We start from the raw sequence: 13,307 nt of genomic DNA on the forward strand, positions 1-13,307 counted from the left end.
TCCCCGAGACACACCAGAACGCTGCCTCGGCTTTGAGTGAGAAGCCTGTTCCCGTCGCACCTGTTACCGGGGAGGAGGCTGCGCCCGTGAAGCCCAAGCGCACGCGTCGTGTGGCCAAGCCCGCTGCGGATGGCGATGAGGCTGCAAAGCCCAAACGCCGCACCACGCGCACGACGCGTGCCAAGCGTCCGGTTTCCGCCGAGGTTTCGGCGCCGCTTTCAGATGAGGTTGCGCAGGCCCGCGCGCTTGCGCAGATCAGCGAAGCCCAGGTTGTTCGTGCTCGCCGTCGTGCCGCCGAGCGCGATGCCGCGGCTCTGACCGAACTCGCGGCTCCGTCCGCCCCCGAGGCGCCTTCGGCTCCGGCTCCCGAGCAGGTAGCAGAAAAGCCGGCTCCGCGCACGCGCCGTCGCACGGCGGCCAAAGTCCAGCGGGCTGCCGAGCAGGCTTCGTCCGATGCCGCCGAGACCCCGGTTCGCTCTGCGGCGGGGGAGGACGCTTCCTCTGCTGAGTCTTTCGTGCCTGCCGAGGCCGGCGGTGCATTTGTCGTCGATCCTGCTTTGCGCCCGCATCGCCGCGGCCGCAAGCCCAAGGCATTTGTCGAGGCGGAGAAGGCGGCCGCTGCCGCGGCTTCTGTCCAAGATGCCCCGGCGTTCGTCGAGCCTACAGCGGCTGTCGTGGTTTCGGCCGAGGGCGCTGATGTTCCTGAGGTCGCTGTTTCTGCCGCTGCCGAGCCTGCCGACGTTCGTCCCGGGCGCAGCCGTCACACCGCAGCCAAACGCCCAGCTAAGGCAGAGGCGAAGTCCGGCGCCGAATCTGCGGTAGCTGAGTCTACCGAGGCGAGTGTCGACACGACTCCCGAGACGGAGGGCGCCGATCGGTCGGCAGGCGAGAAGCCCAAGCGCACGCGCAAGAAATCTTCCAAGACCAAGTCTGCCGAACAGCAGGGGGATGCTGAGCAACAGCCCGAGTCCGACGCTAAGTCGGACGGCGAGACCCCGGCGACCGCCGATGCGCCCACGACGCCTGCCGTCGAGAGCGCTGAGGCCGAAGAGGGTTCCCGCCCCAACCGCCGTCAGCACAAGCGCAACGATGAGCGCAGCGAGCGCAAGGATGATCGTAACAACGACCGCCGCAGCCGTCAGCGCGACCGCAAACAGCGCAATAAGGAGCGCAATGCCGCTCCGACTGAGCCCACGCTTTCGCGCGAGGAGCTCGCGGCCATGAAGGTCGCCGAGCTGCGCGAGAAGGCCAAGGAGTTCGAGATCGAGACGACCGGCAAGAAGAAGGCCGAGCTCGTCGAAGAGATCTACACCACAGCCGCGAAGGCCGAGGGCTTCCGCGATATTAAGGGCATCCTGCAGATTCGCCCGGACAGCTCCGGCATCATCCATGCCCACGGCTACATGAAGTCCAATGACGACGCCTTCGTGCCCGCCTACCTCATCCGCTCCGCGCGTCTGCGCACGGGCGACGTGATCGAGGGTTCGCTTCGCCCCTCGCGCGGCGGCGACAAGCGTGCCGGTCTCGCCAAAATTACGACCGTCAACGGTTTGGACCCCGAGCAGATTCGCAATCGCCCCAAGTTTGGCGATCTCACTCCGGTCTACCCCAATGAGCCACTGCGCATGGAGCATGGCAAGGATTCCATTACCGGTCGCGCCATCGATATCGTGTCGCCGATCGGCAAGGGTCAGCGTGGCCTGATCGTGTCACCGCCCAAGGCCGGTAAGACCACGATTCTCAAGAAGATCTGCCAGTCTATCTCGATCAACAACCCCGAGGTGCACCTCATCTGCCTGCTCGTCGACGAGCGCCCCGAAGAGGTCACCGATATGCAGCGCTCCATTGAGGGCGAGGTCGTGGCCTCCACCTTCGATATGCCCGCCGACAACCATACCCGCGTGGCCGAGCTCGTCATCGAGCGCGCCAAGCGCATCGTGGAGTTGGGCGGCGACGTCGTGGTGGTTCTCGACTCCATCACGCGTCTTGCCCGTGCGTACAACCTGGCGGCGCCCGCCTCGGGCCGCATCCTTTCGGGCGGCGTCGATTCGGCGGCCCTGTATCCGCCTAAACGCTTCCTGGGTGCTGCCCGCAATATCGAAAACGGCGGCTCACTCACCATCCTTGCTTCCGCCCTTATCGATACCGGCTCCAAGATGGACGAGGTCATCTTTGAGGAGTTCAAGGGCACCGGCAACATGGAGCTCAAGCTCGATCGCGATCTGGCCGACCGCCGCATCTTCCCGGCCATCGACCCCGTTGCCTCGGGCACGCGCAACGAGGACCTGTTGGTCGACGAGCAGATGCGCCCGTTTGTCTTTGGCCTGCGCCGCATCCTCGCCGGCATGAACAATACCGAGCGCGCGGCAGCGTCGTTTATCAAGGGCCTTAAGGGCACTAATACCAACCAGGAATTTTTGGTGCGTTCGGCAAAAAAGCACAGCGACTACGAGCAGACGTTCTAGTCCGTCCGCTGCACGCGACAGCAACCATAGACATGCCAGAAGGGCCGGGGTTTAGATCCTGGCCCTTTTCGTATAGCCGCTCGCCAACGATTATTGACCTCACGACCGGCAAGCAGCGATTTTCCCGTTTCAATTCCGCTTCGTCGCTTGCAATCCCCAGGGGGGTTTCGCATAATAGCAGTTAAGCTTCGCGACGGAAAACGCAGATGAAACGAACCATATACCGTTGCTTTGGGGCTCAGGCCCCGCTTCATCTTCTCTCGCGCAGCCAACTGAATGACGCGATTTGGGTGCTGGAAGATGGGGAGAGCTCATGGCTTCTTCTGATGCAACACAACGAGCAGTCCTTGCCGGACTTTCCTGCGGGATCGGCCTTGCCGCACCCGTGGTCGTGTATGCCGCTACACTGCCGTTTTCGTCAATCAACGAGACGGTTATCGCGGGTGCTGTTCCCTTTGCCGTGGGCGCAGTGGCCGGCGTGGGTATCTATGCCGCCTCGCTGGGTATCTCTGAGTATCGTGCGGAGCACGATGGCCGCCTGTTTGAGCCCGATGCCGTGGGCGGCGCCGCTCAGTTTAGTCGGACCTACAACGAGTTCAAGACCGCCTCGATTCCCGCTCAGCAGGAGGAGGCCGCTCCCCGGGCTGCTGCGCCTGTCACTTTGGACGAGCAGGGTCAATCCTCTTCGCTTCTTTCCGGTCTGACCGGCGCGTTTCAGCGCCGTCATGCCGATGATGGCGTTCCGACCATCGCCCGTGCCGCCAATGCCATGGACGAGGCCGATGCCTGGGCTATGATCGATAGCATGCTCGACGACGATTCGCCGGTTAGCTGCGATCCCGCTCGCTCGCGCGATGTCTACCAGGTCGCAATTGACGAGCTCACAAACGGTGAAAAGACCGGCTCCTATAACCGCGACGACATCGCTGCTGCCGCACGTGCCGTTTCGGGCTCTCATGCCGCTCCTGCGGGCAGCACTGCAGCTTTCGTGGCGCTTGTGGCCAACGCTGCCAACAATGCCGCCTATAACGGTGCTGCGTCGGCTGCGTACGCCTCTGCCGCGGCGGCCGCTTCGACCGGTCAGCAGGGCGCAGCTCAGCCGGCTCCTGTCGCCGACCCCTTTGCCGATGAGCCCCTGGTTGTCGACGAGGAGACCATAGCCGCTCGTCGTGCTGCCGAAAGCTCGCTTTGGGGCGCTTCGGCCCAAATGCAGGCCGCGGAGGCGGTGCCGTACAACGCCAAGCTCGCCAGCATGCCCATCATTTCCGATGCCAAGGGTGTGGATCTCGCCGATTTGGACGAGCCCGCCGCCATCACTGCTTCTATCGATGCCCAGAATCGTGTGGATACCGACAGTCTCCCCGATGCCTCCCTCGAGGAAGATATCCCCATGGCCGATTATTCGGGCCACGAGGACATGTGGGCCGCCGCTATGGCGATCATGGCCGAGGTCGCCGAGCCCGCCCCCGCGCCGATGCCCACGCCTGCAGCCTCACCTGTCTCGGTTGCTCCCGTCTATGTCGGCCGCCACAGCTCCGTGTTTCCCGAGGATACCGCGCGTATCTCGCGCGAGGGTATCGAGCGCGCCGAGGCTATCGCCGCCGGTGTTATGGAAAACCGTCGCCATGAGCGCGTCAATCAGATCCTTGAGGAAGAGATCGAGCGCCTGCAGTCCTCTACCGCCAAACGTACGGGTCGTGCTTATTTGAGCGTTATCGAGGGCGGTACCGCCAGTTTTACGCCACTTCGTGCCGAGGCCTAGTTCTGCATGATTAAGATCGATCGTAAGTGGGCGGTTGCGGCCTGCGCCATGGTGTTGCTGATCTGGGGCAATTCACTGGTTCCCGGCACGGGGTCCGGCTCACTGAGCTTGGCGATCATGGAGAACGTCCGCGGGTTTTTGCATAGCTTGAGCCTGCCGTATGAATGGGTAACCAACTTTGTCGTCCGCAAGTGCGCACACTTTACCGAGTATATGGTGCTCGGTGTTTTGGTGACACATGCCTTTGATATCGAGGGTCGACGCACTTTTGACAGACTGCTTCCCATGGTGGTTTTTCTGTTGCTGGTCCCCTCAATCGACGAGACGATTCAGTTATTTGTGCCGGGGCGCGCCGGCATGATCACCGACGTGATGATTGATTGCTGCGGAGCGGCTACCGGCGTCGTGCTCCGATATCTCCTCCGATCGCTTGTATGCACCAGAAAGGCCGCCTAGGACGTTTTGCTTGGTCCTAGACGGCCTTGTGCGTTTGGGGGCCCTGCAGGACGCGATAGCGTTGTCTGCGCGTTAACGGGCCCGGCAATACCGTGTGTCGTTGGTGCACCTTTTACTGGAGCGCCTGTGCGCCAAGGGCCAGACAGCCCATGATGCCCTGCTTACCCTCGAGGCTGTTGTTGACAATGTAGGTATCGATGTCGTTGACCTCGGGCGTGACGATATAGCCGTTGAGCATCTCGGCGCACTTTTTGCGGGCGAGCGGCACGATGGGGGTGTGGTCGGCCACGCCGCCGCCGATGATGATCTTTTGCGGCGCATAGCACAGCGTGTAGGTCATGAGCGCCTGTGCCAAGTAGCCTGCAAGCAGGTCCATGGCCTCCGGGTCATCGGCCATGTCTCCGGCGCTTTTGCCATCCCAGCGCTTTTTAATGCCGGGGCCTGCGATGAGGCCCTCGAGGCAGTTGTCGTGGAAAGGACAGCCGCTGTGCTCGCCGATGGTGTCGCGCGGATCGCGTGTGACCAGGATATGCCCTGCCTCGGGATGCATCATGCCGTGTACGAGCTGGCCGCCCGAGAGCACGCCGGCGCCCACACCGGTGCCGATGGTCAGATACACCACGTCGGTGAGGCCCTGGGCGCAGCCAAAGGTGACCTCGCCCAAGCAGGCGACGTTGACGTCGGTATCGTAGCCACAGGGAATATTGAGCTCGTTTTGGATGGTGCCCAGCAGGTCAAAGTAGCGCCATGCCGTCTTGGGCGTCTCCAAGATCTTGCCGTATTGGGGCGAGGCAGGGTTGACTGCGGTGGGGCCAAAGGCGCCGATGCCCAGCGCGGCGATGCCCTTGTTTGCAAACCATGCGTTGACGGCCTCAACGGTCTCCTGCGGGGTCGTGGTTGCGATCTGCTCACGCTCCAGAACCGTACCGTCTGCATAGCCCGTGGCACAGACCATCTTGGTGCCGCCGGCCTCGAGCGCTCCGATAAGCTGCTGCTCTGCCATAGTATTCCTCCCCCTGGGACGAGTTGCTCCGTGACTAAAGTATAGCGCTTTAAACAAATTAAGAAAGCGCTATAAAAAGAAGCCCTGCAACGCGCGTGCGGTGCGGGGCTTCTTTGGGTGCTTTAGTTGCCGGGCCGTCCTTACCCGCGCGGCTTGATTTTATCGCGTAGCGACTTGAGGTTCTCCAGTGCCGCGTTAAGCGTCTCGTCTCGCTTGGCAAAGTGGAGGCGAATCAGATGGTTGACGGGCTCCCGGAAGAAGCTCGATCCGGGCACGGCGCCCACGCCCACCTTAGACGCGAGGTCCTCGCAGAAGTCGAGGTCGCTGTCATAGCCAAACTCAGAGATGTCCATCATGACGTAGTAGGCGCCCTGCGGCACGTTATGCTCAAGACCGATGCTATCGAGCCCCTGACAGAAAAGATCGCGCTTGGCTGTGTAGAGATCGAGGACCTCCTGGTAATAGCTGTCGTCGAAGTTGAGGGCGGTGACGACGGCTTCCTGCAGGGGAGCGGCGGCACCCACGGTGAGGAAGTCGTGGACCTTCTTGATGCGCTCGCTAATCTGGGCCGGGGCGATGGTGTAACCCAGACGCCAGCCGGTGATGGAGTACGTCTTGGATAGCGAACTGCAGCTGATGGTGCGCTCGAACATGCCGGGCAGCGTGGCCATATAGACGTGCTCGTGGGGCGCGTAGACGATGTGCTCGTACACCTCGTCGGTGATGCAGTAGGCGTCGTACTTTTTGCAGAGATCGGCGATAAAGGTGAGCTCATCGCGCGTAAAGACCTTGCCGCAGGGATTGGAAGGGTTGCACAGGACGATGGCCTTGGGGTCGTTGTCGCGGAAGGCCGCCTCGAGTGTCTCGCGGTCAAAGTCGAATGTGGGCGGGTTGAGCGGCACGTAGATGGGCTCGGCACCCGAAAGGATTGTGTCGGCGCCGTAGTTCTCGTAGAACGGCGAGAAGATGACGACCTTGTCGCCGGGGTTGGTGGCCGTCATCATGGCAGCCATCATGGCCTCGGTGGAGCCGCAAGTGACCACGATGTTCTGGTTGGGGTCGATCGGTATGCCCATAAAGTGCTCCTGTTTGGCGGCAAGCGCCTCGCGCATGGCCTGGGAGCCCCAGGTGATGGAGTACTGGTGGTAGAGCGGTTTGGGATCGGTGGCGATGGTGTTCAGGCTCTTGAGCAGCTGCGCTGGGGGATCAAAGTCGGGGAAGCCCTGCGAGAGGTTGACGGCGCCGTACATATCGGAGATGCGCGTCATGCGGCGGATGACCGAATCGGTAAACGTTGCCGTGCGATTGGAGAGTTCTTTCATGCTTGTCCTTTCGAACATCGGGGTGGGGCAAGTTTACTCCTATGGAACCGGTGGGATTTGCTCGAAATGGATCCGAAAAACTCTTTTCAAAATTCTTGAAAATTGGGGCTTGCGTCGCGTGGCGTTCCTTGCAATAATAGTCGAGCGCGAAGCGCACAGGACACGGTGGGTGTAGCTCAGTTGGCTAGAGCGACGGGTTGTGGTCCCGTAGGTCGAGGGTTCGAGTCCCTTTACCCACCCCAGTTCTTGCTTCGTGTTGATATCGGGTCGTTAGCTCAGTTGGTAGAGCAGGGGACTCTTAATCCCAAGGTCCAGGGTTCGACCCCCTGACGGCCCACCACACGATATCTCCTCTAAAGTCCGCTAGTACGGACTTTAGCTTTGGGTCGTTAGCTCAGTTGGTAGAGCAGGGGACTCTTAATCCCAAGGTCCAGGGTTCGACCCCCTGACGGCCCACCAAAGCATGTTAAAGCGACTGGCTTCGGCTGGTCGCTTTTTTGTTGACCTTGCATGGGGTCGAACCCGAAAGGGCGCGGAGCTGAGGAAACGCGTAAGCGTTTGCCAGCGCAGCGCGCAAGGAGCGAAGCGCCGCAGCGGCCGCCTGCGCAGCAGGCTGACCCCCTGACGGCCCACCAAAGAACGTTAAAGCGACTGGCTTAGGCTGGTCGCTTTTTTTGTTGACCATACATGGGTCGAACCCGAAAGGGCGCGGAGCTGAGAAATCTCCATTGTGATTCCCTTAGGGAAAACACGGCTAAAGCCCCGTAAGCGTGTTCTCCTTAGGGGAATCATGCTTACGGGGCTCGATACATGTTGAGTAATTGTGATCAAGCTCAAGGTGGGAATCGAATCAGTCCGCTCGATAGTGCGATCCGAGGCTTTCGGTCCGTTTGCGCATGGCTTTGACCATTTCCGCTGCCAGCTGAATCTGCGATTGCAGGCGGGCGAGGGCTGCGATTTCGCTGTCCTGAGCTTTCTGTGTGCTCAAGGTCGTTGCCTCCGTCTTCAAGCCCTCAAGCTCGTGTAGTGCCTTGGATAGGCCCCCTTCGGTGCGGTTGATCATACAGTAGGTGCTCATCGTGTGCTTGAGGCTACGGGTTAGGCGCTCGGCGTCTGTTGTGGCAATGCCATACTGGGGGAGGGCGACATCCGCCTTTGGGGCCACCTCAGGTGCATTCTGTGCTGCTTGGGCTGCCGAGGCGCCCGCGATGCGCCCAAACACGATGCCGTTGGCGCTTGACAGGCCACCAATGCGATCGGCTCCGTGCATGCCGCCTGTCGCCTCGCCGCAGGCATAGAGGCCCTCAACGCCCGTGTACGCGGACTTGTCGATTTTGATGCCGCCATTGGCGGCGTGGGCATACATCGCCACACGCATCTCGTCGGTCGGCGCGATGCCGTGCTCGTCTTGTAGCCAGGTGGCAAAGGTCTGCACAAACTCGGGGACGTCCTCGCGGGGGAAGTCGTAGTGGAGCGCCAGACCTTCGGCACCCGCTTGATCGATGGCAAGATCGATGGCGCGGGAGGCCAAGCGCGAGGTGAAGGGACCATATCCGGAGCGTTGCTCAAGTAGATCGTCCAGCTTGTCGTCGGCGATATCGACCGGCTGGTCTACATGTACGTAGCGCCAGGTCTTCTCGTTAAAGACAAGGTTGCGCTTGGGCTCGATGAAGCCCGGCATCATCTGCATGAACTCTATATTAGTGAGCGTTGCGCCGTGTGCCAGCGCGATGGCCTGCGAGGAGCTGAGCACGTCGGCGGAAGTGAGGCTTCGCTCGAACAGGCCACCCGTGCCGCCCGCAGCGATGATAGTGGCCTTAGCTGCCATAGGCACGAGATGCTTGTTTGTGCGGTCGTAGAGTACGGCGCCGATAATCTTTCCGGTTGTGTCCTCAACAAGGTCGATAAGCTCGTGGCGGGGGAACAGGCGAATGCCGAGAGACTCGATCTGGGCCGTACACGCGTCCTCAAGGGGCTTGCGGGTAAGGCCGCGCCAATTGCGTGCCTTATGGTCGAAGCAGGGGATAAATTGCTTTTGCTGGGCGCTCTCGGCGCTTTGCGGACGTTGGAGCTCAACACCTAGATCCTGCTCGAGCCATTGGATGGCCTGGGGAATACCGTGGACAAACGTCTGGACGAGCGTAGGTTCGGCGACGCCGCCGCCCACGGTCTGGACGGTGTCGATGAGGTCCCGTTCGTCGTCTTCGTTAACGGGACCGATGAGACCTAGGCCCCAGGTGCCCGGGAAAAAGCTCGATCCGCTCATGGTCTTGGCGGCGCTTGCGACGGCAACGGTCGCGCCCGCGCGTGCCGCTTCTATGGCGGCACAAAGGCCCGCAATGCCAGATCCTATTACCAGTACATCAGTCGATTCCATGGGATTCCTTTCTCGTCCGGCGCATTGTCGCATGGGTGATCAACTAATGCGATGCAAAGGCCGCGCTATTCGGTAAAGGGCGAATATGGCAGGTGGACGTCATACGCATTCGCTGGCTTCGTCTCCGGGCATCTCGTATTTCTCTGCAACTGATATATCGGACATCTATTTTGGAGTAGTCAATTTGAGACGGGGCTTTACGAGCTGTCCTGCGCCTCGGGTCGATCCGCTCGCCACGAAATGGGCCTATCTACTACGTTTGAGCGGTCACCCCCAACCATACCGAGAATTAAAAAATTTAAACCGCAGGTAGACGGCTTATTGATTTTCAAAAAAACCGGCTATGGCCGACCTGCGCGGGTTAAACGTAGTAGATGGGCCGTTTTCGTGGAGCAATCCAAAGCGATTGGCTGTTTTGGAATAAAAAAGAGCCGCTACCCGGGTGGATAGCGGCTCCGAAGCTCAACTATATGAGCATCGCGCAGGCGCGATTAGGCCTTGAGGGCTTCCTCGACGGCGACAGCGCAGGCGACGGTGGCACCGACCATGGGGTTGTTGCCCATGCCGATGAGACCCATCATGTCGACGTGCGCAGGCACGGAGGAAGAACCGGCGAACTGGGCGTCGGAGTGCATGCGGCCCATGGTGTCGGTCATGCCGTAAGAGGCAGGGCCGGCGCCCATGTTGTCCGGGTGCAGGGTACGGCCAGTGCCGCCACCAGAAGCGACGGAGAAGTACTTCTTGCCAGCCTCGATGCGCTCCTTCTTGTAGGTGCCAGCGACGGGGTGCTGGAAGCGCGTGGGGTTGGTGGAGTTACCGGTAATCGAGATGTCGACGTTCTCGTGCCACATGATGGCAACGCCCTCACGGACGTCGTCGGAGCCGTAGCAGTTAACGGCAGCACGGGGACCATCGGAGTAGGGGATGGTCTCGACGACCTTGAGCTCGCCCGTGTAGTAGTCGAACTGGGTCTTCACGTAGGTGAAGCCGTTGATGCGGGCGATGATCTGGGCGGCGTCCTTGCCCAGACCGTTGAGGATAACGCGCAGCGGCTTCTTACGAGCCTTGTTGGCGTTCAGAGCCAGGCCGATAGCGCCCTCAGCGGCAGCGAAGGACTCGTGGCCGGCCAGGAAGGCGAAGCACTCGGTGTCGTCGGAGAGCAGCATAGCGCCCAGGTTGCCGTGGCCCAGACCGACCTTGCGGTCCTCGGCGACGGAGCCGGGAACGGTGAAGGCCTGGATGCCCTCGCCGATGATGGCGGCAGCCTCAGAAGCGTTCTTGGCGCCACGCTTGACAGCGAGAGCGCAGCCGAGGGTGTAGGCCCACTCGGCGTTCTGGAAGGCGATGGACTGGGTGTTGTTGACGATCTCACGCGGGTTGAAGCCCTTGTCGGTGCAGATCTGCAGAGCTTCCTCGAGGGAGGCGATGCCGTTGTCGGCGAGGCACTTGTTGATCTTGTCAGCGCGGCGCTCGTAACCTTCGAACGTAACAGTCATAGTTATTTCCCTCCCTTTCTACTCGTGAACCGGGAACACGCTGGCGACGGAGTGAGTCTCCTCGTCGGTGCGCGGGTCGATGTACTTGGCAGCGTTCTCCCACTGACCATAGTGGCCCATAGCGCCAGCGATGGCCTCCTCGGGGGTCTTGCCGGCCTTGACGGCGTCGGTGAACTTGCCGAGGTTCAGGAACTCGAACGCGATGATCTCGTTCTTGTCGTTGAGAGCCATGCGGGTGACGTAGCCCTGAGCGAGCTCGAGGTAACGAGCGCCCTTGGCCTTGGTGCCGAACATGGTGCCGACCTGAGAGCGAAGGCCCTTGCCGAGGTCGTCGAGGGAGGCGCCCACGGGCAGGCCGCCCTCGGAGAACGCGGTCTGGCTGCGGCCGTAAACGATCTGCAGGAAGATCTCGCGCATAGCAACGTTGATGGCGTCGCAGACAAGGTCGGTGTTGAGGGCCTCGAGGATGGTCTTGCCGGGAAGGATCTCGGAAGCCATGGCAGCAGAGTGGGTCATGCCCGAGCAGCCGATGGTCTCAACGAGGGCCTCCTCGATGATGCCGTCCTTGACGTTCAGCGTGAGCTTGCAGGCGCCCTGCTGAGGTGCGCACCAACCCACACCGTGCGTAAGACCGGAGATGTCGGAAATCTCCTTAGCCTGGACCCACTTGCCCTCCTCGGGGATGGGTGCGGGGCCGTGGTATGCACCCTTGGCAACGGGGCACATGTTCTCCACTTCCTGTGAGTACTGCATGCCTCTCCTCTCTATCGTGTTGGCGTCCCGTCTGGAGGTCGTGGCTGGTGATTGCCGGGCGACCCTTCGAAAGGGACATGACATGCAGCCCCTATAATACCGCGAAATGCACGGAATATTCGGCGAACGGCGCAGTTTTCGTAACGAGAAGCGCGGAACTTTCAATTGAAACGATTTAACAAGGTTGTTTGCGGTTATGCGATACGTTTTAGGGGGTCAGTTCTGGTCAAGTATTTAGTTAGTTCTTGCCTATGTTGCGGTGTCTAGCCTGTGGTTATGATGCCATTCGCCGTCGGTTTGCCGCCTTTTACCGTCGACGGGTGCCATTTTGCGTGAATGTTTTGATGGCACGTTTCAATCGTGATGTATTGGATGGTATGCAGGTCCCGGCGAAGGGAGCACTATGCAGCGCGTTTGGAAAACGATCACTGGTTTTTACCATGTCTGTGCCCGCGGTATGGGCAGTCAGCTGATCTTTGAGAGCGACGAGGACCGGTGGGAGTTTTTGGAGCTGATGCGCGACTGCTGCCGCGATGCCCAGGTAACGATTGTGGCGTGGTGCCTCATGGGCGACCATGTGGATCTGGTACTTTTGGATTATGAGGACAACATGAGTGCAGCCATGCAACGGTTGCTGTTGACGTATGCTCGTCGGTTCAATAAGCGTACCGGGCGTTCGGGCTGCCTGTTCCGGGAACGTTTTGAGCGCTGTTCGCTCGATACCGACCGGCAGGTGATGGAGGCTGTTCGCTCCGTTCACGCCGATCCGCAGGATGCGGGCATCAACCTAATTGAGCGTTATCCCTGGAGCAGCTTTGCGGAGCATCTGCGCGTTTACGACGGTGACGAGGCAGATGCTAGGAGGGGATTTTCCGATCCTTCTTGCGTGCTTGAGCTTTTTGGTTCTGCCAAAGCCTTTATTGCCTATTCGCTTTCGACGCCCGACGGCGGCGATCCGGCGATGCGCGATTTGGTAGAGATGGAGTTGGGGCGGCGCGCCTTTGCCGACGAGTTGGCGAAGGGATGCGGGGTTGCGCTCCAGGGGGTTAAAGCGGCGCCGCCGGCGCAGCGCAGTATCGTTATTCTTGGCTTGCACGATGCTGGTTTTACGGTGCGCCAGATTGAGCGGTATACGGGGATAAGCAAAAGTACCGCTTCTCGTATTGTGCGCGCCCGTGCTCGAACGGCGGTGCGGACTGATGACAGCCTGGGATAGGGCTGTCTGCCCACTGGGACCATCATTCTAAATGCTTGGACGTTAACTACACTTCTAAATATGCATAGAATGATTGCCGTTTTGCATAAAATAATAGCTCAGTCCGGTTTTGCCCGTGCCTACCCCCGTCCACGCCGTGCAAAAAGCGGAGTTTTCAGCATCGTAGTGCTGTCGGAACTGCTATAACCTTGCAACTTGCGGGCCCCGAGACAATTATTTGTCTTCCAATACGCCCCGAAGCACGCGTTTGCGTCCCCGTAGACCGTAATGCCTGTTCTAAAACGCAATAAATACGCGCCCGAAGGCGCTAATTTATGCTCGTGATTTGTATGCACATAGCTTGGCGTGCTGAAAACTCGCAAAAATGCACGCCGCACCCTATGGGACCCGTCTGCGGCAGGCAGGAGGCGAGCCGGAGCCTAGTAGGACGGTGCCTGGCTCTTTGCTCGGCGTGCCC

At 60.5% G+C, this 13,307-nt stretch carries 9 protein-coding genes and 3 tRNA genes; 7 read left to right on the plus strand and 5 right to left on the minus strand.

Going from position 1 to position 13,307, the window contains the following annotated elements:
• Window positions 1-32 precede the first annotated feature (32 nt).
• From rho to ACTQV4_RS08870, 3 genes are all read left to right on the plus strand, one after another.
• Window positions 33-2,465: a transcription termination factor Rho gene (rho, locus tag ACTQV4_RS08860; protein WP_441569662.1), complete on the plus strand. Its 2,433-nt coding sequence runs from the start codon at window positions 33-35 to the stop codon at window positions 2,463-2,465.
• 313 nt (window positions 2,466-2,778) lie between these two features.
• Window positions 2,779-4,227 (plus strand): hypothetical protein, encoded by a 1,449-nt coding sequence (locus ACTQV4_RS08865; protein ID WP_441033022.1) that lies wholly within the window; start codon window positions 2,779-2,781, stop codon window positions 4,225-4,227.
• A gap of 6 nt (window positions 4,228-4,233) precedes the next feature.
• The gene (locus tag ACTQV4_RS08870; protein WP_441033024.1) at window positions 4,234-4,683 is read left to right on the plus strand and encodes a VanZ family protein; all 450 of its coding nucleotides are present in this window, start codon (window positions 4,234-4,236) and stop codon (window positions 4,681-4,683) included.
• A gap of 112 nt (window positions 4,684-4,795) precedes the next feature.
• Here the strand turns inward: ACTQV4_RS08870 and ACTQV4_RS08875 are convergent, their stop codons facing one another.
• Together ACTQV4_RS08875 and ACTQV4_RS08880 are read right to left on the minus strand one after the other, a co-directional pair.
• Window positions 4,796-5,686, minus strand: coding sequence for an ROK family protein (locus tag ACTQV4_RS08875; protein ID WP_427727921.1), 891 nt, complete (start codon window positions 5,684-5,686; stop codon window positions 4,796-4,798).
• A gap of 140 nt (window positions 5,687-5,826) precedes the next feature.
• Complete coding sequence (locus ACTQV4_RS08880) at window positions 5,827-7,008, minus strand: pyridoxal phosphate-dependent aminotransferase (RefSeq protein WP_441033027.1); 1,182 nt, start codon at window positions 7,006-7,008, stop codon at window positions 5,827-5,829.
• Window positions 7,009-7,173: 165 nt separating this feature from the next.
• Here ACTQV4_RS08880 and ACTQV4_RS08885 point away from each other — a divergent pair.
• The 3 genes from ACTQV4_RS08885 (at window position 7,174) to ACTQV4_RS08895 (ending at window position 7,467) form a co-directional block, all read left to right on the plus strand.
• Window positions 7,174-7,250, plus strand: a tRNA-His gene (locus ACTQV4_RS08885).
• Between the two features lie 22 nt (window positions 7,251-7,272).
• A tRNA-Lys gene (locus ACTQV4_RS08890) sits at window positions 7,273-7,348 on the plus strand.
• A gap of 43 nt (window positions 7,349-7,391) precedes the next feature.
• Window positions 7,392-7,467: transfer RNA gene (locus tag ACTQV4_RS08895), tRNA-Lys, on the plus strand.
• Between the two features lie 391 nt (window positions 7,468-7,858).
• Here the strand turns inward: ACTQV4_RS08895 and ACTQV4_RS08900 are convergent.
• From ACTQV4_RS08900 to ACTQV4_RS08910, 3 genes are all read right to left on the minus strand, one after another.
• The gene (locus ACTQV4_RS08900) at window positions 7,859-9,385 is read right to left on the minus strand and encodes an FAD-dependent oxidoreductase (protein ID WP_441033033.1); all 1,527 of its coding nucleotides are present in this window, start codon (window positions 9,383-9,385) and stop codon (window positions 7,859-7,861) included.
• 491 nt (window positions 9,386-9,876) lie between these two features.
• The gene (locus ACTQV4_RS08905) at window positions 9,877-10,881 is read right to left on the minus strand and encodes a GGGtGRT protein (RefSeq protein ID WP_154518278.1); all 1,005 of its coding nucleotides are present in this window, start codon (window positions 10,879-10,881) and stop codon (window positions 9,877-9,879) included.
• An 18-nt stretch (window positions 10,882-10,899) separates the two neighbouring features.
• Entirely contained in the window at window positions 10,900-11,634 is a 735-nt protein-coding gene (locus ACTQV4_RS08910) for an iron-sulfur cluster assembly scaffold protein (protein WP_006235554.1), read from the minus strand.
• 403 nt (window positions 11,635-12,037) lie between these two features.
• Between ACTQV4_RS08910 and ACTQV4_RS08915 the strand changes: the two genes are divergently transcribed.
• The gene (locus tag ACTQV4_RS08915) at window positions 12,038-12,850 is read left to right on the plus strand and encodes a transposase (protein WP_441569663.1); all 813 of its coding nucleotides are present in this window, start codon (window positions 12,038-12,040) and stop codon (window positions 12,848-12,850) included.
• Window positions 12,851-13,307: the final 457 nt, after the last annotated feature.

The sequence above is a fragment of the Collinsella sp. LCP19S3_B11 genome, from assembly GCF_052121915.1.
Taxonomy (GTDB): domain Bacteria; phylum Actinomycetota; class Coriobacteriia; order Coriobacteriales; family Coriobacteriaceae; genus Collinsella.

Excerpts from the sequence above, each read along its gene's own strand:
- ACTQV4_RS08865 (WP_441033022.1), top strand. The coding sequence starts at position 2,779 with ATGGCTTCTTCTGATGCAACACAACGAGCAGTCCTTGCCGGACTTTCC.
- ACTQV4_RS08870 (WP_441033024.1), top strand. The coding sequence starts at position 4,234 with ATGATTAAGATCGATCGTAAGTGGGCGGTTGCGGCCTGCGCCATGGTG.
- ACTQV4_RS08875 (WP_427727921.1), bottom strand. The coding sequence starts at position 5,686 with ATGGCAGAGCAGCAGCTTATCGGAGCGCTCGAGGCCGGCGGCACCAAG.
- ACTQV4_RS08880 (WP_441033027.1), bottom strand. The coding sequence starts at position 7,008 with ATGAAAGAACTCTCCAATCGCACGGCAACGTTTACCGATTCGGTCATC.
- ACTQV4_RS08900 (WP_441033033.1), bottom strand. The coding sequence starts at position 9,385 with ATGGAATCGACTGATGTACTGGTAATAGGATCTGGCATTGCGGGCCTT.
- ACTQV4_RS08905 (WP_154518278.1), bottom strand. The coding sequence starts at position 10,881 with ATGACTGTTACGTTCGAAGGTTACGAGCGCCGCGCTGACAAGATCAAC.
- ACTQV4_RS08910 (WP_006235554.1), bottom strand. The coding sequence starts at position 11,634 with ATGCAGTACTCACAGGAAGTGGAGAACATGTGCCCCGTTGCCAAGGGT.
- ACTQV4_RS08915 (WP_441569663.1), top strand. The coding sequence starts at position 12,038 with ATGCAGCGCGTTTGGAAAACGATCACTGGTTTTTACCATGTCTGTGCC.